At 42.4% G+C, this 24,287-nt stretch carries 15 protein-coding genes; 11 read left to right on the top strand and 4 right to left on the bottom strand.

What is annotated here, in order from left to right:
- The first annotated feature begins 64 nt into the window (after positions 1-64).
- Together ACSAJE_RS09045 and ltrA are read left to right on the top strand one after the other, a co-directional pair.
- The gene (locus ACSAJE_RS09045) at positions 65-1,159 is read left to right on the top strand and encodes a leucine-rich repeat domain-containing protein (RefSeq protein ID WP_458008885.1); all 1,095 of its coding nucleotides are present in this window, start codon (positions 65-67) and stop codon (positions 1,157-1,159) included.
- Between the two features lie 468 nt (positions 1,160-1,627).
- Positions 1,628-3,046 (top strand): group II intron reverse transcriptase/maturase, encoded by a 1,419-nt coding sequence (gene ltrA, locus ACSAJE_RS09040; protein WP_458008884.1) that lies wholly within the window; start codon positions 1,628-1,630, stop codon positions 3,044-3,046.
- Between the two features lie 142 nt (positions 3,047-3,188).
- Here ltrA and ACSAJE_RS09035 read toward each other — a convergent pair whose 3' ends face one another.
- Both ACSAJE_RS09035 and ACSAJE_RS09030 read right to left on the bottom strand, forming a co-directional pair.
- A complete protein-coding gene (locus ACSAJE_RS09035) occupies positions 3,189-4,604 on the bottom strand; it encodes an IS1182 family transposase (protein ID WP_458008883.1) in 1,416 nt (471 codons plus the stop codon).
- A 136-nt stretch (positions 4,605-4,740) separates the two neighbouring features.
- Positions 4,741-4,884, bottom strand: coding sequence for a methyltransferase RsmF C-terminal domain-like protein (locus ACSAJE_RS09030; protein ID WP_458010063.1), 144 nt, complete (start codon positions 4,882-4,884; stop codon positions 4,741-4,743).
- A gap of 226 nt (positions 4,885-5,110) precedes the next feature.
- Here ACSAJE_RS09030 and ACSAJE_RS09025 point away from each other — a divergent pair, with 226 nt between their 5' ends.
- The 5 genes from ACSAJE_RS09025 (at position 5,111) to ACSAJE_RS09005 (ending at position 12,287) form a co-directional block, all read left to right on the top strand.
- Positions 5,111-6,229 carry an IS110 family RNA-guided transposase gene (locus ACSAJE_RS09025; RefSeq protein ID WP_458008882.1) on the top strand — a complete coding sequence of 373 codons (1,119 nt, stop codon included), beginning with the start codon at positions 5,111-5,113 and terminating at the stop codon, positions 6,227-6,229.
- A gap of 819 nt (positions 6,230-7,048) precedes the next feature.
- A complete protein-coding gene (locus ACSAJE_RS09020; RefSeq protein WP_182448260.1) occupies positions 7,049-7,216 on the top strand; it encodes a hypothetical protein in 168 nt (55 codons plus the stop codon).
- Between the two features lie 63 nt (positions 7,217-7,279).
- Positions 7,280-8,353 (top strand): leucine-rich repeat domain-containing protein, encoded by a 1,074-nt coding sequence (locus ACSAJE_RS09015; RefSeq protein WP_458008881.1) that lies wholly within the window; start codon positions 7,280-7,282, stop codon positions 8,351-8,353.
- 487 nt (positions 8,354-8,840) lie between these two features.
- Entirely contained in the window at positions 8,841-11,135 is a 2,295-nt protein-coding gene (locus ACSAJE_RS09010) for a transglycosylase domain-containing protein (RefSeq protein ID WP_458008880.1), read from the top strand.
- A 207-nt stretch (positions 11,136-11,342) separates the two neighbouring features.
- Positions 11,343-12,287: a glycosyltransferase family 2 protein gene (locus tag ACSAJE_RS09005; protein WP_458008879.1), complete on the top strand. Its 945-nt coding sequence runs from the start codon at positions 11,343-11,345 to the stop codon at positions 12,285-12,287.
- A gap of 5 nt (positions 12,288-12,292) precedes the next feature.
- Here ACSAJE_RS09005 and ACSAJE_RS09000 read toward each other — a convergent pair whose 3' ends face one another.
- Complete coding sequence (locus tag ACSAJE_RS09000; protein ID WP_458008878.1) at positions 12,293-14,260, bottom strand: NAD(+) synthase; 1,968 nt, start codon at positions 14,258-14,260, stop codon at positions 12,293-12,295.
- A gap of 167 nt (positions 14,261-14,427) precedes the next feature.
- On the opposite strand from ACSAJE_RS09000, the gene ACSAJE_RS08995 reads away from it, so the two are divergent.
- From ACSAJE_RS08995 to ACSAJE_RS08980, 4 genes are all read left to right on the top strand, one after another.
- A complete protein-coding gene (locus tag ACSAJE_RS08995) occupies positions 14,428-16,992 on the top strand; it encodes a M56 family metallopeptidase (protein ID WP_458008877.1) in 2,565 nt (854 codons plus the stop codon).
- Between the two features lie 163 nt (positions 16,993-17,155).
- Entirely contained in the window at positions 17,156-17,569 is a 414-nt protein-coding gene (locus tag ACSAJE_RS08990; protein WP_458008876.1) for a hypothetical protein, read from the top strand.
- Between the two features lie 174 nt (positions 17,570-17,743).
- Positions 17,744-20,056, top strand: a complete 2,313-nt coding sequence (locus tag ACSAJE_RS08985) for an ABC transporter ATP-binding protein (RefSeq protein WP_458008875.1) — start codon at positions 17,744-17,746, stop codon at positions 20,054-20,056.
- Entirely contained in the window at positions 20,053-22,560 is a 2,508-nt protein-coding gene (locus ACSAJE_RS08980) for an ATP-binding cassette domain-containing protein (RefSeq protein ID WP_458008874.1), read from the top strand. The genes ACSAJE_RS08985 and ACSAJE_RS08980 overlap by 4 nt, the downstream gene beginning before the upstream one ends.
- A 23-nt stretch (positions 22,561-22,583) precedes the next feature.
- Here the strand turns inward: ACSAJE_RS08980 and ACSAJE_RS08975 are convergent, their stop codons facing one another.
- Positions 22,584-24,110: a glycoside hydrolase family 10 protein gene (locus ACSAJE_RS08975; RefSeq protein ID WP_458008873.1), complete on the bottom strand. Its 1,527-nt coding sequence runs from the start codon at positions 24,108-24,110 to the stop codon at positions 22,584-22,586.
- Positions 24,111-24,287: the final 177 nt, after the last annotated feature.

The following is a 24,287-nucleotide window of genomic DNA, read 5'->3' as shown; positions in this document are numbered from 1 at the left end:
ACAGAAATAAAATCAGTTATTATAATGCACAGAGTGACTGTGCAGGAAAGGATGGGTGATCACCATGAAAATCAGATATTGTGTGAGTTTGTTGTTGCTGTGTGCCGCAACAATATTTTCGAAGTCGACAACGGCAAATGCGGATGACAGATACGTAAAACTGTGTGAAAGATATTTTACCGAATTTGCGGAGGATTATGGTAAATTTGGTCAGAAAGACGGATTTACTTATCTTTATTCGGATAAGAAGAATACGGCAACGATCGTTGCGATACCAATGGAACAAAAAAAGGTTGCCGTACCGGAGAAGATCAATGGTAAAACAGTAACGAAGATTGAACTGATGGATGTATTTAGCTGTAGCTCAAATTACTATTTTCGAGATGAATTTTACGGAGAACATGAGGACAATCCGGTTCCAAAGGTTGAGTACTTGAGTATTCCGAAGACAGTCAAGGTTATAAATATTTATGCAGGAATAGGGCTGACGGAAGGGTATTGCGGAGAACTGCAGTCTTATCTGGTACATCTGAAGAAATTTAACGTGGCATCGGCTAACAAGTGGTATAGGTCATACAAGGGAATGTTGTATACGAAAAATGGAAAGAAACTGCTTCTTGTACCAAGGAAGTATATGGCAAAAACGGTCAAAGTAAAAAAGGGAACAACAAAGATAGCAGATTTCGCTTTTTCCTTCTGCACCAACATTAAAAAGGTGATCCTGCCGGATACGGTAAAGGTGATTGGACAGAGTGCGTTTGTGCGCTGTTCGTTGAATTACATTAGGATGCCTAGGAAACTGAAAGAATTGGGCGGGAGTGCATTTCAAGAATCTGCTTTGAAGAAGATAACCATATACGGAAAAGTGGAATTGGATGAAACATTTTCAGATTGCAAAAAGTTAAAGTCTGTAGTGCTAAAAAAAGGAGTTAAGAAACTTGGAGAATATGTGTTTACTAGTTGCCCGAAACTGAGAAGTGTGACGGTTCCTAAAGGCATAAAAAATCTTTGGATGTACATTGACAGCATATTTTATTATCGGGGATTAAAGTGCAACCTTTCCAACATTACCATAAAAACACCAAAGAACTCAGAAATGTATAAGGAACGAAAATTTTTAAAGAAACGATACAAGATAAAAGTGAAAGTCATCAAGTAGCATTTGCAATAAGTGCTAATAGCGAACAAACTACAGAGCAAAACCAGCGTTTTGCTCTGTTTTTGGTGTGCGCCTTGCGGCGCACGTCGCTAATGGGTGAAAGTCCCTAATCCGCCCTAGTAGTGGGAAGGATACAGCCAAGACCAAGGGTGTCCATCGTGAGGTGGAATCTGAAGGAAGGTGGAGGCAAATCTCTGGTCTGACGAACAGAAATCACATCAGGCTATAGTTAAGGATAAGGCTGCATCACAAGCCAAAGTCCAATAACTACTCGGAATTAACTGTAGTAAATGTGGCAGATATATGGAGAGAAAGTGACGTGTGGTACCAAGGGAGGTTTCGTCAGCGGTTGGAAACAGAGTATGAAAACCGTCAGTAACAACGAATGGCGAGAAGTCAGCAGAGGTCATAGTACCATTATGGTTGCAAACATAGTGGGAAGGACTGAACTTTAGGAGATGTGAGTAAATGAATGTAACCAAAGATGGATTTAAGGACAGACAACTTCATATTGAGGACTATCTGCAAATGGTATCTGCGGAACAGAAAGAGTATGCAGAAGTGTCCGCCCATCAGAGGATTACTGAAAACAACGACATCATCACAGATTTTCAGACGGACAATCTACTGGAACAGATTTTACACAAGGATAACCTTAACAAGGCTTATAAGAAAGTGAAATCTAACAAAGGAGCAGGCGGCGTTGACGGAATGAGCGTAGATGAACTTCTAGGCTTTCTGAAAGACAACCAAGAGCAACTAATCCAACAGATAAAGGATGGGAAATATAAACCTAATCCAGTCCGTAGGGTAGAAATACCCAAAGAAACAAAAGGCGAGGTCAGAAAACTGGGAGTGCCAACAGTAGTTGACAGAGTGTTTCAACAGGCAATCACACAGGTATTAACGCCGATTTACGAGAAACAGTTCTCGGAGGATAGTTTTGGATTTCGACCGAACAGAGGTGCGCATGACGCACTGAAACAATGCCAGACAAATGTCAATGATGGATATGTATATGTGGTAGATATGGATTTGGAGAAGTTCTTTGACACAGTATGTCAGAGCAAACTAATTGAAGTACTATCACGAACCATCAAGGATGGGCGGGTAATATCACTCATTCACAAATATCTTAATGCTGGAGTTATCAGCAGAGGAATGTTCGAAAAGACAGAGGTCGGAATGCCACAAGGTGGACCATTAAGCCCACTCTTAAGTAACATCATGCTGAATGAATTGGATAAGGAACTTACACGGAGAGGGCATAGATTTGTCCGATACGCAGATGACTGTATGATTTTCTGTAAAAGCAAGAAAAGTGCAGAAAGAACCTTAAACAACATAGTGCCATATATTGAGGGAAAACTATTCCTTAAAGTAAATCGCACCAAGACGTGCGTGGCACATATCAGCAAAGTCAAATACCTTGGCTATAGCTTCTATAGATACAAGGGAATATGCAGATTTCGGATACATCCTAAATCAGTAACAAAGATGAAGAATAAAATCAGAGAGCTTACTGACAGACATAACGGATGGGGAAATGAATATCGAGCATTAAAGCTGACACAGTTTATTAGAGGATGGGTAAATTACTTTGGAATGGCAGATATGAAAGGTCTGTTGCAGAGTAATGACAAGTGGTTACGCCATAGAATAAGGGCAGTCTATTGGAAACAATGGAAGAAACCTAAAACGAAATACCGAAAGTTGAAAGAACTCGGAATGAATGAAGACTTTATTCAATGGCACGCAAATATGCGCCAGGGCATTTGGAACTGTAGCAATAATAGACTGGTACAGTTTGCCTTGAGTAATGAAAAACTCCGTGAATGGGGATATCCAACATTCACAGAGTTTTACCTGAAAATATGTGAAAACTAAAGAACCGCCGTATACCGAACGGTACGTCAGACTGTCTAACGATTCGAAAATTCAGTCTGATGTACGGTATTTTTATCTTCGATTTTTTTAATACCATTTTTATCTTTGTTTTTCACATGAATTACATGCGTTCCTCTCCCTGCTACATCACACTTCCTTCAAACTTCGTTACTAATTCTTCTGTTGAAAACATGCTTAATAATCGCTTAAAGTTATAAGCGAAAAACATAGATGCAGCTTCTGCGTCAACATTCTCTTGTCTGCGTCGATGAAAGAAACTATATCCGAGACTTCTTTTTATAGTCCCAAACGGATGCTCCACGATACATCTTCTCTGTTTATAAACCTCGTTATTATTTAGTGTTTCATTATACACAGTTTCAAGAACATCTTCATGTACCCAACGCTGTATCGTTCTTCCAGATGAAGAAGTAGTGCAGTCTTTTTTATATTTGCACGAATTGCAGTCTGTACACTTATATTTGCGATACTTCATACCATTCTTCGAAGTATTTTCAAAAAATCGTAATCTATCTCCTGCTGGGCATGTATATTCATCAGTTTCACCATTATATATAAACTTTTCTTTGCGAAATTCATTATCCTTTGTAGCATTATTCGCTTTAGCTTTTTTTATAAAGACATTCATTCCGGCATCAACACAGTTTTTTATCTCCGTTCCGTTATAATAACCTGTATCTGCCAGAACTGTAGAAGACTCTTTTTCTAAAAGTTCGGATGCTTTTTGTGCCATAGTGTAAAGCTGGTTTTGGTCATTTATATCATTAGTCGTCGAAATATCTACAACAAAATGATTCTTTGCATCTACAACAGACTGTACATTGTAGCAGATATCCAATGAGCCGTTATTTTTCATCCTTCTTGAATCGGGATCTGTCAAACTCTTTTGTTCCAGTCCTTCATCTTTTAATTCCTGTTTTTGTGTAAGATACTGTTCTTTTAGTTCTTGATATGTTTTTAGTTTATCTGTAAGGTCATCTGCCAGCGCTTCATCTTTAGCGATTGCCATAAGATATGCATTTATCTGAGCTTCCGCATATTCGATTTTTTTATCTAAACCGCTTTGCGTAATACAATTATGCTTGCTGTTTTGAGCACGGATCTTAGTTCCATCAATAACAATCAGTTCTCCATCAATGAGCCCCCAACCTTTGAGAATAAGAGTAAGATTTCGTAATGTATTGTGAAACGCAGTCTTATTCTTCTGAACAAAACCTGCAATAGTACCATGATCAGGTGTTATGCAGTTTACCAGCCACATTAATTCCAGGTTGCGTTTTGCTTCTGTCTCCAATGCTCTGCTAGAACGAATCTTATTTAAATAGCCATAGATATGAAGTTTTAATAAATCAGATCGGCGATAAGGTGATTGTCCTCGATTCCTACCACTATACTCTATAAAACCTAGATTTTCTAAATTTAAGGATTCTACATAAGAATCTATTACTCGGACAGAATTATCCTTACTTATTAAGTCATCTAATGAAGTGGTTACCATTCTTGTTTGATATCTATCTGCGCCAACAATATATGCCATAACGAATCCCCCTACGATACTGTATTTGGTAGTTCTATTATAACATTTTTCTTAATCGTTAGACAGTCTGACGTACGGTGGTGTGGGAGGTCGGTAGATAAGATAATTATCTACCTCCTACCCGATTGGCGCTTCCTTAATATTGTGTTCGCAACCCTTTTGGATAATGATTTTTCAGTGTGCCTTTTGTGGCTTTGGCAACCCCTAATGGAAATCCCTGATAGCACACAAGCATCCATCCCTGCAATGAGGTAGAAGTCATCAGCGTCTCTCCGTGCAGATACCCTGCAGCTTCTTCCGCTGTACTATGTTATTGAAGTAGGGGGAGGGACGAATTGAATTGAGTGACTGGAATTAGAATTCTAGGAAATTCAGCTTGCGTTTCTTAGGTAGTTAGACAATATGTAATGACCTCCACTTTGTAACTTCGTGGATTTACCTGTATACTAATGATTGTCAAAAGCAAATAGTAACAGGGATTACCGCATACAAAGGGAGGTCATCAAATGAATTATAACACAGTTTACGTAGGAATGGATGTTCACAAGGAAAGTTTTTCACTTTGTGCTTACACAATTGAAGCCGAAAAGGCTTCTCACTACCAGAGGACAGAAGCTGATTACAAAAAAGTTCTGAACTATCTGGAGTTTCTTAGAACCATCTACGGAGACGATGCTAACTTCATATGTGGTTATGAGGCTGGCTGCTTCGGTTATACTTTGTATCACCAATTAACGGCGAACAATGTAAAATGCATTATTCTCGCTCCTACTACAATGCTTGAACAGCGTAGTAAAAAGCGTATAAAAACAGACAGACGTGATGCTGAAATCATTGCCAAATGTCTTGCACAGCATAACTACAGCCCTGTTCATATCCCAACTGCAAAGGATGAAGAAACAAAAGAATTCCTGCGCATGAGGGACGATCACAAACTAGCACTGAAAAAAGTGAAGCAGCAGATTCTTGCGTTCTGTTTACGCCATAACTATCGCTATGACGGAAAAAGTCATTGGACAGCAGCTCATCTTAAATGGCTTAAGGCCTTAACTCCTGAGGCTCTGTACAAGGAGATCCTCGACGAATACCTGCTGACATACCAGACACTATCAGACAAGATTGAACGATTGGATAAGCGTATTGAGGAGCTTGCAACACAGGATGAATACAAGGAAGCAGTGAAAAAGCTTTGCTGCTTCATCGGTGTGAAGACACATACTGCACTTTCTGTTCTGGTTGAAGTCGGTGATTTCAAGCGCTTTGCTTCTGCCCAGCACTTTGCTTCTTACCTCGGTCTTGTACCTGGTGAAGATTCCAGCGGCGATGATCAGAACAGACTAGGAATTACCAAAGCAGGAAACAGGCATGTACGGCTACTCCTAACAGAAGCGTCACAATGCTATGCAAGAGGACAGGTTGGTTTCAAATCCAAAGAACTGAAGTCCCGTCAGTCAGGGAATACACCTGCAGTCATCGCTTATGCTGACAAAGCTAACGAGCGTCTAAGACGCCGATACTACAAGATGGTGCTTAATAAGTATAAGAAACATAATGTAGCCAAAACAGCAATCGCAAGGGAACTTGCATGCTTCATGTGGGGCATGATGACAGATAACATTGCCTGACGTGGGGATAACATCGTGCTGCTACTGTCAAGACCAAGCCGCCTATGGCGGTGCTTGCGCAGCCTTGACATCATCATCCCGCTGTTATGGTGGGTAATTAAGCAGATGTAAGATGGCTTACGCCACATACATCTGGCCAATACAAAGTAACAACTGAAGACATCTTGAAAGGGCTTCGGCCATTTCAAGGTTCGAGCTATCTACGATTCAACTATGTCGGTACAGATAGATCTGTGATCCACGCTTTTAGACGGTAGAGCTCACGGCGGACCATTGACCTGTAGGTAACCAATCCACGTATATCAGAGTGGCCAAGGCCGAGAACTGATACTCCGAGGCTCTTTCTGGGTGCCTTCAGCAACAATTAAATAAAGTTTGTGGTGATTTCTGTTAATTTGTACTTGACAAGAGGTCATTACATATCAGTTGACTGGAATTAAGATTTTGAGAAATTCAGCTTGCTTATGTGTGCTTTTTTCTGGATATATGTTTTGCTCTCAATGTTTCAGTTATTTAATCATTTTCATGATGATTAAGGTGTTAAAAGGTTTGAATTTTCCTTGCGAGTATTTTGTGAATCTTCAACCAGATATCCATCAATTTCGCATCTCAAAAGGGGCGAGGGGGTTTTTATATAGATGATCAGATATGTCCAAATTCTTAAGAATTATTAAGATTACGCTGATATTGTTGACACTGCACAAAATCTATGGTGTGCTAAAGATGTAACTAACGGAAGTTCTGTATAGAGTGAATTATTTTTTGTATCTAAAGTAGCTATTTTTACATGTGAAAAGTGACATGGGTAAGGAGAAGCAAATGAAAAAGAAACGAGTAAGGAAAGGGATCGTGGTCAGCTTTGGAGCAAATGACTCGAAGAATCCAAAGAATGATATTTGCTTATACAGGGTATATACTTATGCGAGAAAATTAGATAAGTCTATCAGCACAACTTCGGCATGGAAAACATATTCACGTTGTGATTGAAACTAGGAATATTAGTATGTGGAACATGATAACAAAAAGTATAGTTGAACAGGAGGGATTCGTATGAAATGTAAATATTATTTATGTATGATGTTATTTAGTTTTATGGTATTGTTTCATCAGTATTCGCTTGTAAAAGCGGATGAGACGGAATCAACACTGACACAAAAATATTTTAAACTTTATGCTGATATGACAGGTAAATGGGATGAAAAAGATGGCTTTATATATCGGTATTCCGAGAAAGATAATCATGCAGTTATTGTTGCTATGAATATGGACAAAAAAGTCATTACTATACCGGAAAAAATTGATGGAAAAACAGTAACAGAGGTTCGATTGAGCGATGTATATGGAAGATTGGTAGAGGCACCAGCGGATTTGCCAGAATGGCCAATACCAAAAGTTGAGGTTTTAAAGATTCCAAAAACAGTAAAAAAAGTCAATGCAGACGGAGGTTATTTGAAGGAAGGATATGGTTCCGGTATGCAGTCTTTCTTGATGAATTTGAAGCAATTTGACGTAGCATCCGGCAACAAATGGTTAAAATCATATAAAGGGATTTTATATACTAAGAACGGAAAGAAATTAATTTCTGTTCCAAGAAAGTATACGGCAAAAACGGTCAAAGTAAAAAAGGGGACAACAAAGATAGCAGAATCTGCGTTTTCTTTCTGCACCAACTTTAAAAAGGTGATCCTGCCGGATACGGTAAAGGTGATTGAACAGAATGCTTTTGAGTGTTGCTCGTTGAATTACATTAGAATGCCTAGAAAACTGAAAGAATTGGGGCCGTATGCATTTTATAACTCTGCGTTGAAGAAGATAACCGTATATGGAAAAGTGGAACTGGATCTAACATTTCAATATTGCAAAAAGTTAAAGACAGTGGTGCTAAAGGAAGGAGTCAAGAAACTTGGAGAATATGTTTTTTTCGAATGTCCTAAATTGAGAAGTGTGACGGTTCCTAAAGGCATAAAAAATCTTGGGTGGTACATTGACAGCATATTTTATCATCGTGGATTAAAGTGTAACCTTTCCAAGATTACCATAAAAACGCCAAAGAACTCAGAAATGTATAAGGAACGTAAATTTTTGAAGAAACGATACAAAATAAAAGTGAAAGTCATCAAGTAATGTTTACTATGTTTCTTGAAACATGAGTTGACAACTAAAAAGTGTATAACTACTGGCAGAGGATGTGACTAAAAGTACATCCTCTGCTTTTATTACGGAATAGGAAATTACTCGTGCTGTTACGTTATACCACCAAAATTGCTTTAGCAATTCTTGCAAAGCAAAGCGCTGGCTTTGTTCTTATTAATGGAATTTATGAAATAAGGCTTAAAAAAGATGTCATACGAGATCATGACTGAATCTTACAATTTTGTGAAATGCTATGGAAAGGATGAAATTTTTATAGAAATATGCTATTATAATGCCGTAAAAAGTACGAAATATCATATAATGAGCCTCTTGGAGAAGCGAGCAGATCAGCGTGCGAGACGAGCTGGAAAGCTCTAGAAGAGTGGATCTGCGGGTTATTAAGGGGAAATTGCTAAATGTGATACAGAAAATAAGGGGCGCAAAAAGTGGATATAAGACTGCGCAGAAAGAGGAGGATATGAGTGGATTTAGAGTAGCGGGGGACAAAAGTTCACACCGCAAAAAAGAGCGAAAGCATCCGAAGCTTCGGTTGGCGATGAAAATTGCACTGCTTGTTATATTATTGATCATCATGGCAGTAATGATTGTTTTTTACGTTAAATTTGGAGATGATCTGTTGCGTTGGCGCAATCAGGCAAAGCAGGATGTGCAGTCATCGACGACGGAAACGTTCCGTTCTTCGGAGACCAGTTTTATTTATTCGGCAGATAAAAAAGTGATCGCCAAGTTGCGGGGAGACAAAGATTCCTATTATTTGGCGTTTGATCAAATTCCGCAATCGGTGAAAGATTGTTTTATCGTGACGGAAGATCGAGATTTTTATGAACATGACGGAGTGAATATTCTCTCCACTATGAAAGCGGCAGTGCTGCTTGTAAAGAGTCGTTTGTTCCATGAAAAGATTTCTCGAGGCGGAAGTACGATCACGCAGCAGCTTGCCCGTAAGATCTATTTGACGGATGATAAAACGTATGAGCGAAAAGTGCGTGAAATTTTTTACGCAATGGAGCTGGAGAAGAAATATACCAAAGACCAGATTTTGGAATTTTACATTAATAACGTATGTTTTGCGAATGCAAAGTACGGTATCGAGTCAGCCAGCAGAGCTTACTTTAGCAAGGGAACTTCGGAGTTGAATCTTGCAGAGGTGGCATTTTTGTGTTCGATCCCGAACCGACCGGAAACGTATAATCCGTTGGAGCATTATGACAATACGATCAAGCGTAAAGACCGTATTTTGAAACAGCTTTTGCAGGAAAAGAAAATTACGGAGGCAGAGTACAGCGATGCTTCTTATACGGAGATTGTCCTGGATCCGGCAGAGGCGATCAAGAGTCAGGACTATATGGCTACCTATGCGATCAGTTGTGCGACAAAAGCGTTGATGCAACAACACGGATTTGAGTTCCGCTATGAATTTGCCAATGACGCAGATCGCAAAAATTATCAAAAAGAGTACGATACGCTGTACGACGAGTGTAGAACACAGTTGAATACCGGAGGCTATCATATTTATACATCACTCAGTCGTTCCAGACAGAAAAAACTGCAGACGAGTGTGAATGATGCCCTGAAGGGATTTAAGGAAAAAACAAAGGATGGTACTTACAAGTTACAGGGCGCGGCTACTTGCATTGACAATGAGACGGGATTCGTAGTTGCAATTGTCGGTGGACGTAAGCAGAAATCAACGACGGGTTATACGTTGAATCGAGCTTTCCAGAGTTATCGTCAGCCGGGTAGCTGCTTTAAGCCGGTAGCGGTATATACGCCTGCATTGGAACGCGGCTATACACCGAATTCGATCGTAGATGATTCAAGGTTTAAGGGTGGTCCTAGCAACTCGGGCAACAGCTATCTTGGAAAGATCACGTTGCGCCGTGCCGTAGAGAAGTCCAAGAACGTTGTCGCTTGGAAGATCTTTAAGGAAATTACGCCGAAGGTTGGTCTTAGTTATCCGCTCAAAATGCATTTTGCCAATATTGTAGACAATGACTATTATCTATCTGCATCGCTTGGTGGACTGACGAACGGTGTGACAACGGTCGAGATGGCTTCTGCGTATGCGACGATCGCAAATGATGGCGTTTACCGCGAGCCGACCTGCATTAAGAAGATTACAGATTCCGAGGGAAATGTTATTTTGAAGAATAACGGAACCAAGCGGAAGGGAACGAAAGTCTATGAGAAAAATGCAGCACGTTCCATGACAGATATTTTGACCGGTGTATTGACAAGTGGTACAGCAGCAGGACATGAATTGAACAATATGTCTTGCGCCGGTAAGACGGGAACGACGAACGACAAAAAAGATGGATGGTTCTGTGGATTTACTCCATATTATACAACGACGGTATGGGTGGGATATGATTCGCCAAGAACATTAGAGGACCTGTACGGAAGTACGTATCCGCTAACAATTTGGGAAAACTTTATGAACGAGATTCATATCGGTCTGGAGAATAAGGATTTTGTGGAATCGGAATCATCAAGCAGCAAGTCAGACAAGAAAGATGGAAGTTACTCGACAAAACCACGTGAAACGATCGATCCTGAGGCTCGTGAGACAGAAACACCGGAGGAGACGGCAAAGCCAAAAGCAACCAAAAAGCCGGTTGTTACGGCAACACCAAAGGCAGAGCCGGAGGTAACGGAACCACCAACGACTATTGATGATGACCCAAGTGATGTGCCGAGCGATAATACACAGCCGGATGATGTCGGAGGCGATACCGGGGACGACACAGAATAAGATGTATCAGGATGTGGCATGAGACACGCTGCGGTAGTGTGTGCATTGGAACAGGGCGTGAGACACTGCAGAATAAGTTGTGTCAGAATGAAGCGCGAGACACTGCGGTAGTGTGTGCATTGGAACAGGGCGTGAGACACTGCAGAATAAGTTGTGTCAGAATGAAGCGCGAGACACTGCAGTAGTGTGTGCCAGGGGGAGAAGTGCATGAAATTTAGCCTTTGTATGATTGTGAAAAATGAAGAGGCAGTTTTGAATCGGTGCTTGGAATCCATGGCATCAGCGATGGATGAGATCATTATAGTGGATACCGGATCTACCGATGCAACCAAAAAGATCGCCACAGCGTATACCGATCAGATCTATGATTTTGCGTGGACAGGAAACTTTGCAGAGGCAAGGAACTATGCAGCTTCCAAGGCAACCGGTGATTACATTTATACGGCAGATGCCGATGAATATTTGGAGCCGGAAGAGCTGCAGAAGTTATTGCAGCTCAAAAAGGTATTGCTGCCTGAAGTTGAGATTGTGCAAATGCTGTATTGCACACCGCCGGAACTTAGTACCGTATATAATTTTGCGGAGGAGTACCGCCCTAAATTATATAAGAGACTGCGTTCGTTTACTTGGATCGATCCGATTCATGAGACGTTACGTTTGGAGCCGGTTGTGTTTGACAGTGAGATACGTATTCAGCACAGACCATCGCCCGGACATGCCAAAAGAGACCTAGAGGCACTGGCAGCCGCAGCGGATCGTGAGAAACTGTTGTCCGATAAATTGCGCCATATGTATGCAATGGAATTGTATCGCTGTGGAGACGTCAGCGATTTTAACAGAGCGAAGGGATTTTTCCAAAGAGTAATGGAGGATCCGGACAGTGGACAGGATGCGCTTCGAGAGGCAATCTGTGTGCTGACACGAGGTTATCGTTTGGCGGGAGATGTTTCGCATTTTTTGGCATATGCATTGCGGGATGCAGTGACGGCACCTACTTCTGAGCTATGCTGTGAACTTGGAGCTTATTTTGAAGAGTGTGGGGATCTGGCGGAAGCAGCAATGTGGTATCAGAATGCACTTAGCGAAACAGAGAGCATATTAGATGCCCGCACCGGCAATGAAATTCCGACACGGGCATTAGAACGTTTTTGACAACATCAAAGAGATTGTTCGATCGTATCCAATTCTTTCATCCAAAGAGCAGCGGAGGCATCACTAGGCATACGCCAGTCGCCGCGCGGTGACAATGCAACGCTGCCGACCTTTGGCCCATCCGGCAGACAGGAACGCTTAAATTGCTGGGCGAAGAAACGCCAATAAAATGTTCTCAACCATTTATAGATGGTTTTATCATCGTATTCTCCCGCAAATGTATATTTTGCCAAACGAAAGATTTTCGTCGGTGTATATCCAAAACGCATTAGATAATACAAGAAGAAATCATGCAGTTCATAAGGACCTACAATATTTTCTGTTTTCTGAGCAATCTTGCCGTCCTTTGGAGGCAGGAGTTCCGGACTTACCGGGGTATCTAAGACATCTAATAACACAGCTTTCAGCGAAGGATCTTCCGTCGTTTCCGCATAATAGGATACCAAATAACGAACCAACGTCTTTGGAACGGACGCGTTGACGCCATACATGGACATATGGTCGCCGTTGTAAGTTGCCCAGCCGAGTGCCAGCTCTGACATGTCACCGGTACCGATCACCATACCGTTTGACTGGTTGGCAAGATCCATTAAGATCAGTGTGCGCTGTCTGGCCTGTGAGTTTTCATACGTAACATCATGGCTGCTCGGATCGTGTCCGATGTCCCGAAAATGAAGTTCAACTGCTTCGTGGATCGGGACTTCTTTTAGTGTTGCGCCGAGCTGCTTTGTGAGTGTGCAGGCGTTTTGGTAAGTGCGGTCGGTCGTGCCAAAACAAGGCATCGTGACGGCAACGATACCACTTCGGTCAAGTCCAAGCAGATCAAAGGCTTTCGCAGTAACTAACAGAGCCAGCGTTGAGTCCAATCCGCCGGATATGCCGATCACAGCGCTGGTGCAATGGGTATGCGCCAATCTTTTTTTGAGTCCCATCGCCTGAATGTGTAAAATTTCATCGCAGCGGCGGTCGCGGTCTGCCTTACTGTTCGGGACAAACGGTGTTCGTTCATAATGTCTTGTGAGCGTTGTCTCTTCCACCTGCTGAAATGTAAAATGAATAATCTGATAAGCATCTTTCTCTGACTCGTCGGTGCCCGGAACAATTTGTGGAAACGTGGAAATGCGTCTACGCTCACTGGTTAAACGCCCCAGATCGATCTCAGACAGGATCATACCGTTTTGGAAACGCTTGCTTTCGTTGAGCAGTGTACCGTTTTCGGCGATCAGATTATGCCCGGCGAATACAAGATCCGTAGAGGATTCGCCTTCTCCTGCATCTGCATAAATATATGCACACAAAAGGCGGGCAGACTGTCCGGTTACCAACTCACGGCGATAGATATCTTTGCCGGTTGTTTCGTCGCTGGCCGACAGATTAACAATGATGGTTGCACCGTGCAGAGCGTGTGCGGTAGAAGGTGGTGCTGCAGTCCATAAGTCCTCGCAGATCTCCGCACCAATGATCAATCCCGGCATATTATCTGCTTGAAACAAGGTCTTGCTGCCAAACCAGATGAGATCTAATCCCTCCTCATCGCAAAGTTCCGGCATATGAAGGAAAATGCCCTCTTTCGGGGCGGCTGTAAAATGCCTTGCTTCATAAAATTCGGAATAATTCGGAATAAAAGTTTTGGGGATCAGACATATTACTTCTCCATGGAATACGACAGCGGCTACGTTATATAGCCGGTTCATATAAGAAAAAGGCAGACCAACAATGGTCATCATATCCATATTAGCGGACACTTTCCGAATACGGTTCAGGCCGGAGATGGCACCGTCTAATAACGCCTTTTGTAAAAAGAGATCGCCACAGGTATAGCCGGTCAGACAAAGTTCCGGCAAAACCAACAGCTTCGCATGCTCTGTATTTGCTTTCTGCATACATTCGATGATCTGCTCTGTATTGTAATCGGGATCTGCAACACGGATGTCCGGCGTTGCAGCAGCAACTTTCAAAAATAAATCGTTCATAAGCGCTCCTTATTTTTTATTATTAATTAGTTATCGTTTTAAGCGGTAGTTCAAATGTACCACGTTGGCATGGGAATTGCAACCAAAGTTCAGTCTTGCGTATTGCAGCAAACCCATTTATAATGTGTAATTGGACAAAAAATGAAGGTGAATGCGGAGGCATAGTAATGCACTTGGATATTTTAATTGATATGAAATTGCTGTTGTGTAGCGTGTCATCGCCAGGAATTGCTTTTTTAATTAATAGGAAATTGCTGTTGTGTAGCGCGACATCGCCAAGAATTGCTTTAGCAATTCTTGCAAAGCAAAGCGCTGGCTTTGCTTTTTTATATCGCTTTTTTTATATTGTGATCGCAATGGAAGCGGCGGCTGTGAGTTTGTTCCTGCCGCTGCTGTTTTTGCGTGTGGTTATAAGTGGTCTGCCAAAGAAATATATGGTATGGCTGTGGCGGTTGTATTTTTTGCGGATCGTGTGTCCAATCCAGATTTCCAGTATGTTTAGTATTGTTCCGGCGTGGAATCGCAGTTACCATCGATTTTTAGCAGATGTAGGACTTGATATCGATGCGCAGCATGGCGGACTGCTTCGCAGTCTGCACGATGTATGGCAAGCGAACATACAAGTAACGTCTCTCTATCGGATCATGGCGATAGGATACTTTGCAGGAATGCTGATATTGGTAGTTCTTTTGGTGATTCGGGCGGGAAAGGTGCGTTCCGCGATCCGTATGCGGGAAAAACGACTGGAGGGTACTTTGTACCAGTCAGCGGTCGAATTGCCGGTCATGACAGGTCTGTTCGTGAATCGCGTGTTTTTGCCGGAAACGATGAATGTGCAGGAGGCGAAATATACATTAGCACATATGGAGTGTCGACGTGCTCGCAGAAGCAATCTTTGGAATGCGTTTTATGTAGCGGCGCTGCTTTTGCATTGGTACGATCCTTGCGTATGGGCTGCCGTATTTTTGGTTAGACGGGATGAGCAAATGGCGTGCGATGAATGTGCCGTGGACAGATGCAGTGCGGCAGACAAGAATGCGTATATACAAGGGATTTTGAACATTGTACCGCAGGAAAGCCGTGTGCCATTTACTGCGTGTGCAAGCTTTGAAACAGACTTAGAGAGACGGTCGCAGCGTTTGCTGCATCAGGGATCCGACCGAATGTGTTATAAAATGACCGGTGTGATCCTTTTGCTTTTGATGTTTTTCTGGCTTTTTTTGTTGCGTCCGGTTCAAAATGTATGGGCAGGAGGAACGTGGAATGCCGGGAGTGAGAAACTGTCCGCAAATAAGGACACGAGGAAAACGAATCTCATCATTTCGCAGACAGATGTATTGTCGCCAAGTGGACTGAAACAGACAGTTTCCTTGCGGCATAAGCGTAATGAAGCCAACGGCAGGATCCTTGCAAACAGTTATGAGCTGCAGCTTGCGGATGCAGCAGGCAGTGAATTGGCAGTTGTTGACCTGCAGAAAGTGTTTCGAGAGCAGGGGATTGCGAAGGATACGCTTTATTTCCCGGAGGGCTTGAAGCTGCAGACCGGTGACTATAATAATGATGGGATTCAAGAACTGCTTTTGGGACAGCAGAGAGCGTGGGATGCAGCAGAGCAAAAGCAGATCGGGAGATTGCTGTCCAACAAAACGGACAGCAAGTCAAAAACAGCGTCAAGCAAGGGCAACGAGAACGTCACACCGACACCGGCTGGCAAGACTGACGAAAGTGCTAAGACACCAGCGTCAAGCAAGGGCAATGAGAACGTCACGCCGACACCGGCAAAACAGGTTAAGAACTTGCGGACGTATGTGTACGTAATGTTTCAGATGCAGGAGACCGGTTTGCAGATCGTCTCAGAGGCGGTATATGGGGAGCAGGCGGCATCGATGCAGTCTGTGAAGCCGAGTCAGGAATCGGACGTGAAGGACTTGTTTTATATGCAGCTATCCGCTGGAAAGCTGTACTATATTTGGGACAGCGATGCAACAAAGTTCCTGGCAAAGAAATTATCGTCTGATGAATTGAATCAGCATAGAAGGGCGTCACAGGGAACAGAGGAAGCGGGCGTCAGCAAGACAGAGACTTTGGAAGATGCCGATGGCAACGAGTGTATGCGTGTGCAGACGACCACTGACACGACCGGAAGCCCGGAAATCGGTCAGATCATGATGTCACAAAACAAGAAAAAGATGAACGAGGTCAAGGGATATTTTTGCGAGTTGAAGTGGGTGCCGCAATCTGATGCTTCGACCGGACGATATGCAGTATTGATCTATAATGGCACCAAAGCACAGACATTTGTGCTGTATGATGTTGATAAAGCTACGGAACTGTACCGGCAGGAAGACGGTAATGATATTCTCAGCAGTATCTTTGCCAAATATAATGACACACAGATTCAGTTTAAAAGTGGAGCAATTGCGGTGTACAAGCTCGCGGAACAAAATGGGAGCAGGCTAACGATTGATTTTGCGGCAGAAGCAGAAGATGGCGTAGATGTGAGTGGAAGTTATGTTTATGATATGGATAGTGAACAGATTTCCAATCTGCAGTATAACCAGTCGAATGATGATACGCAGACCAAGAATTCGTCAAACGGGAATGCCGGGACAGACAGCGATTCTTCTTCCTCAAATAAGGGAACAGACAGCAGCTCGAAACGTAAGAACACAACAACGCCACAGCCTGTTCCAACAATAAATAGCAATTTGGGGGATTATTTGGATCCGTGATGGTCTTGGACAAGCAATGTTCCAAATTTACGAAGTCTGGTTCGATCGTATCTTTTCTTGACGGTATTTTCGTAGAGTGCTATTCTTATAAGAGCAGAAAGTTCGTGGCAGCCGGCTTTATGAATAAAGGCAGCTGCAGAAATATGAGAAGAGGAGGGAAAGTATGATCGTAGATAGAAATCGTTTTGGGGATTCGGAGATAAAGAGCTGTAAACAGTGTGGACGCAGATTACATCCTAAATATAATAAAGATATATGTCCGGCGTGCATGGAAATGAATCTGTTTAATGAAGTGAAAGATTATATTCGTAAAAATGATGTGAATGAATCTCAAGTGGCTGATCATTTTGGCATTTCCAATGCGAAGGTACGCGCATGGATCCGTGACGGTCGTATTCAGTACAAAAATACAGATGGAAAAACAGTGTCGCAGGTGTATTGTCAGATCTGCGGTAAGCCGTTGGATTTCGGGAATTTATGTTCCGAATGTCGTCATTTGCAGGGATTGGAAGTTGTTGCAAAGCGTTATGGAGAAGAGGAAGGACAGATGCGTTTCATTAACAAAGACAAGACGTGAAATTACAGCAATAATTATAGAATGTTGCATTAAAATTTCCAGAAATCGGAAAAAAATATATTAGTAGAGGTAGAATTTTCCAGGAAGATTCGCCTCTTTTTTTATGATATGCTTTTTTGGGAGTCAAAGTATGTTGGGAGTCAAAGTATGTACAACGTGAAAAAGGAGGGAAATATGCAGCAAGTAAGAATTAAGTTGCAAAATATTTCGAAGTATTATTATTCCGAAACAGCAGTGACACAGGCATTGCAGGGTATCAATCTGGAGTTTCGCATGGGAGAATTTGTTGCGATCACAGGGGAAAGCGGCAGCGGAAAGTCAACATTGCTTAGGATCATTAGCGGTATGGATACGTTTGATGATGGGGAGCTTTATGTGGATGGACAGCCGACATTTCAGTATGATGAAGATGACTGGGAAGAATATCGTCGTACTAAGATCGGCTTTGTTTTTCAAGATTATAGTTTGATCGGTCATTATACCGCCAAAGAAAATATCGTCAGTGCGCTTTTGATCATGGGAGTGCCTGAGAAAGAAGCTGGAGACAAGGCAATTCATTATTTGGAACGGGTAGGCCTGAGTGCACAGAGAGACCAGCGTGCGTCTAAGTTGTCCAGTGGTCAAAAGCAGAGATTGTCGATTGCTCGTGCGTTGGCAAAGGATACGGATATTATTGTGGCGGATGAGCCAACCGGTAACTTGGACAGTGAAACCGGAGCGCAGATCGTGAAATTGCTTCGAGATCTTTCGCAAGACCATTTGGTTATAATGGTAACTCACAATTATGAACAGGTAGAAAAATATGTTACCAGAAAAGTGCGATTGCATGATGGATCATTGATCTTGGACGTATCCGAAAATATGGACACAGAGCAGAAACCGGAGATGTCCGAGAATGTGGACAACAATGAGAAAACGTCAGCCGGTAAAAAGTCTGAAAGCAATGAGGAACGACTTCGCGATCATACCATAGGGCGGATCTTCGTGCGAATGAATGCAGTGAGACAGCCGGAAAAAATCGCATTGTTTATGGGCTTTTTCTTAGCTGCTGCTATCGTATCGTTTTTATTTATCGGGCAGTTGCTAATGAATGCAGATGATATTTACACCAAAGAGTATTCGGCAACATCTTTTGCGCGCAAGGATGATAAGCGCATTTCGCTTAGACGCAAAGATCAAAAGTTTATGACGAAAAAAGATATTGACCGACTCACCAAAATGAAGCACGTCGTTTCGGTGGATCAGTACGATATTGTGAATGATATCAATTATTATTTTGAGGAAGGAAAAGATTATAGACAGGAGTACGGCTATAATAGGATGAGTACGAGCAATGAAGGGTGGCTGTATGACTCACAGAACGTTGAATATGTCAAGAAAGATCAATACATGCGATCGTCTTCCTGCTTAAAGAAATCGGATCTCGCAAAGGGCAGTCTGCCAAAGAAGATCGATGAAGTTGTACTGTACGATCGGGGAAAATATAAGGTTGGTGATACGATTACATTTTTCTATACAAGTGATGTGCTTTGGTCATCAACGGAGAACTATATACAGCGAAAGATGAAAGTAAGCGGACTGTTAAAAAATAAGGATAAACAGGTGTACTTTTCGCCGGAGATATGTACAATGCTGCAAAGTACCGTAACCGGTGGCAAAGTATTCTATGAATATGCCTATAATCAAAAACTTGGCAAATATCAGGGACAGGCAGCATTGTGGCCGATTGTTGGCGATATCGTGAAGAAGGATAACGAACTTTGTGTATCAGGTGCATATGAAGCAGCGGTGTATCGGGCAGAAGATAATGACTTGACTCTTTTAGGTCAGTCCGGTTTATTGCATATTGATCAGTATGACAAGGATATGAAAAGCAAGGATGTCAAACAGATCGAGAATGTAGAAACCGGTGAGAAGATAAATGGCTGTGGGGCAAATTTTGCAGAGGTTTCTCAGGATATTTATGAGAAGTATTATCGCACCGACAGCAGGCAGGCATCGGTATATATTACAAGTTATGCCAAAATGGATCATGTGTTAAAGGCATTGGATAAAGCCGGGTATGAGGCTGTGAGTACACTGCGTTTTGGCGCAGATAAATACGATTCAGATCTGGTACAGGAACGTTTAAGGACGATCGGCATTGCAGTGGCAATACTATTAGTGATGATGGCTGCTGAGATATTGATCTTACGTTCTATATTTAAGATTCAGATCAAAGACCAGAAAATCTTAAAATTCATGGGTATGTCCACAAAATTGATCGGCAAGATCAATTATATGGAGATGCGTCGATACAGTATTACTGCTATTATCGTGGTCGTGGTAGTGATGAATGTAGTTGGAATCTTTGTGCCGGCGCTGCGTGCTATGCTCTACTATTATGAATGGCCCGGGTACCTAGTGTACTTTATGTACAATTATGTGGCTGCGATGGTGATGGTAGCAGCGTTTAATCATTTGTTAAAAGGGAAGGTGAGCGAATGATCAAGATAGAACATTTACAGAAATATTTTAACCGCGGTAAACGAAGTGAGATTCATGTATTGAATGATATTACATTGGAGCTGCCACAGACAGGTTTGGTATGTATTTTGGGGGAAAGCGGTTCCGGAAAAACCACGTTATTAAATACCGTTGGTGGATTGGATGTGTTTCAGGGAGGAACACTTACCGTAGACGAAACAATATTAAAGAAGTACGAGCCAAAGAAAATTGAGCATTTGCGTTGTGAAAAATTTGGCTATATTTTCCAAAATTATTATTTGCTGCAGGATTACACGGTTGCTTATAATGTAAAGCTTGCACTTAGTCATTATGATCTGACGGATGAGGAAAAAGATGAGAGAGTATCGTATGTATTGGAGCAGCTTGGCATAGGCCGTTACAAAAAGAAGCTGGTATCCAAATTGTCGGGTGGACAGCAGCAGAGGGTATCTATTGCCCGGGCACTTGTGAAATCACCGCAGATCATATTGGCAGATGAGCCCACCGGCAATCTGGACGAGGAAAATACAATACGTACAATGAGTATATTGCGTGCGATTTCCAAGGAATGTCTGGTTATTTTAGTATCGCACGAGCGCCGTATTGCTGAGTTTTTTGCGGATCGTATTCTAGAGATCAAGGATGGAGAGATTACAAAAGATTACGATAATCATTCCGGCAGCAGTTATGAACGATCGGACGATGGTAATATTTATTTGCCGGAGCTCACATGTCAGGCCATGCAAAGCGATGAAAATGAAATTGAAGTGTACCAAAATGCGGACAGTAAAGAGGAACCTATTCGGTTAAAAATGGCATGGAAAAGTGGGAAACTTTATATTCGGAGTGACATGGCAAGTGATGTGATCTTTGCGGGGGAAGAAGCCGGATGTGAAATCTTTGATGAGCCAAGACCAAAACTGGAGATGGAAGATGTTGAGAACTTCTCATATGAATTATCTCCATTGGAAATGAGTAAAAAATCCGGGTTGTCCTGGAAAGCAACCTGGCGAATGACACTAGAAAATTTGAAGTTGTTGGGGAAAAAGCAGGCATTTATCGTTGTCATCCTTTTAATAACAGCAATCATGCTTTCGCTGACGATATCGGACTTGATCACAGCAGTTACGGTGCATCGGGAAGAGATTGTGAAGGATGATTCACATTATGTACAGGTGGAGATGAAACTGGCTTCTCCGGCAGAAGAATATGCCGTTGGTGATACCATGCAGGAGTGCTATAATAAGGTGCTTTCGAAAGGGAAACGTAAGGATATGATGTTTTACGATACAGCGCGTGACCTGGTGATACAAGCAGATACGTTATATCAGATGCGGGGGAGCAGCCAGGTGATCCGCGACTTTTCCTATGTGGACATATCGAAAGTTACGAAGAAAGATCTGTTATATGGACGGCTTCCAAAGAAATCGGATGAGATTGTTATCGATAAGCTGGTTGCGGATCGTTTCTTGAAAAGTGACACGGCTATTTCCGGTCAATATGCGTCCGCAAAGGAGTTGTTAGGAGAGACACTTTCTATTAACTCATTCAGCAAAGATCTGACGGTAGTTGGCATTAGTGGCAACAACGAGGCGTCCATTTACTGCAGTCAATCAAAGCTGCTAGGAATGGTTGCGAGTTCCTATTCGGTCATGTCATTATCAGAGCTGCAGAAGATGTATCCGGGTAAGTACGATAATGTAACCTTGCAGGATGATCAGATGCTGGTTCCGCAGTCAAAATATGATCAGATCAAAAGTTATCAGGAATTTCAAGGAAACCAGAAAGAATATCCGGTGCAACAGCTTGGTAACAGTTCCGTGTTTTACGAAGAGGAACCGGTTAGTAATGCAGGAGAAAATTACATTGTAGTGGGTGGATTTGACAATTCCTGTGATGTTGATTATGTTTTGACAGATGCCGCCGGTAAGCAGTTAGCAGACCAGTTGGCAGTGGGAATGCAGAAGATAAAATATTATGTTGATGATTTGGAGCAGCGGGAAGAGCTGGTAAAGCAATTGCAAAGTGAACTGAAACCGTATCAAAAAATGTTTCGGGTCAAAGTGACGATTCCGGCAGAGCAACAAGTGAAAGCCTATCGGAACAAAATGAAAGACAAGACGAGAAGCAAAGCATTGTTTGCAATGATTGCTGTCATCTTGTCTGTGTTGATCATTTATTATACGATCCGCTCCAATGCATCATCGCGAATGGAGGAGTTGACGGTGTATCGCCTGCTTGGAATTTCCAAGGCAAGTATTATCCGTTCTTTTATACTTGAAATGCTGCTGATCAATTGCTATACGACACTTCCCGGGGTTGTGGTCACGACAGGTGTTATGAAGTTCGCCGCATCCGTGCCATCCCTTGGAATGAATCTAAGCTTTCCATGGTGGGGCGCGATAACGTTGATAGCGGCAATCATGCTGGTAAATGCAATTGTAAGCGTTATTCCGGTGCACAACATACTGGCAAAGCCGCCTGCGGAGTTAGCTGTTAAGTAACGGTTTCGCCGTGCGTTCCGGGATCAGTTGCCGGTAACGGTCGGTGAGTTTGTTGGAGCTGCCGCTGGAGTTTCTGTTGGAGCTGCCGTTGAGCTGTCCGTTGGAGCATCTGATGGAGTTTCTGTTGGTACTGCTGTCGGTACAGTGGTTGGAGCTGCCGTTGGCGTTGCAGTTGGTCCTACAGCATTTGAAGGTACAGTTTTCAGTAATTTTGTAAACCGCTTCATTTCTGAGCGTGCCGATTTGCGGATCAAATCGGAATAAGAGAACAACATAAAACCGCCGCAACTGTTTTGTGAGCGTAAGTATAGGAGCTGGCGTTTGAGATTAGTGCGGCTTGTACCCCACTCTGCGTCCGCTCCTAATTTTGCCTCCCGTTTAGAGATGCCGGCGCGGTAACCGCCCAGACCGACATATACTTTTACGGATTTTGCGCGTGGTATCGCGAGCCATTTGTTTGTGGTTTCGCGGAAAGGACAAGTCTTTTGACTGAATGTCCAGTAAATCTGTGGGCAGATATAATCAATATATTTGGAAGAACGCATCCATTTTTTGACATCTGCGTAATAATTATTTTTTGCATATAAATTACGGATATTGCCTGCCGGGCTGATGCCAAATACGCAATTATTATCCAATCTATGTACGATGGTTCGAACACGTTTTAACATGTTGGATACGTTGTTCCTGCGCCAAGTTACGATCGAAACTTTTTTCTTGTGTTTCTTTTTGCAGCGCTTTGCGTATGCTTTGTATTCTTTGTAGTCAAATACCTTTTTGTATTTCGCACCCAGATTCGGATAAAAATAATCGTCAAAATGAATGCCGTCTACAGCATAATCGCGCACGATCTCACGGACACCATTGCAAACAAGATTTTGGACATCTTTGGAAGCCGGGTTAAAATACAGTTTCCCATCCCATTTTAATACATTGCGGCGTTTGGAAGCTTTCTTGGAAACAGCCCATTTTCGGGCAATGGATTTTTTCGGGAGTTTATATACGTTGGTCGTATTGCTGGCAATGCGATAAGGGTTGATCCATGCATGGAAAGCTAAGCCCCGCTTATGTGCCGCGCTGACCGCATAGGAGAGCGGATCGAATCCCGGATGTTTCCCGGCTTTTCCGGATACATAGCGAGACCATGGAAAATAGCTGGACGGATACAAGGCATCGGCAAATGGACGAACATGAACGATCACGGCGTTAAATCCATTTTTTTTGCAGTTATCAAACGTCTTGTTGATGAAATTCTCAAACTGCTTTTTGGTGTAGCGCTTTTCTCCAATATCCTGAAAAGAGATCCATACACCGCGAAATTCACCGGAAGCCGGCGTAAATGTCGTTTTCACAGGCTTTTTTGATCTGGTTGTTTTACCCTGTGCGACCTTGGCAGATCGATCCGTTCGGTCTGTCGGAATGATCTGCGAAACTGCCAGCGCACAGACCAAGATCAGCGCAATGGTCGTAGTGATTGAAGTAACAAACTTTATACCATGAGATGCTTTCGTGGTATGTCTTTTTTGATGAAATGGATTGTGGTAATGCATAATTTCCTCTACACTTTCTTATTTGTTTTGCACAGAAAAGCCGGTGTTTCAGCTTATTTGTACAATGAGATTACGGTGTCAAAAGGTTTGAATCTGGTGTTTGACATCGTAATTACAATGAGTAACTCCTGCGATATTATACTATACAGTATAGTATATAAGAATCTCGTACATATA

It is taken from the genome of Jutongia sp. SJQ-6, assembly GCF_054161275.1.
This window is presented reverse-complemented; position numbering and strand designations above follow the sequence as displayed.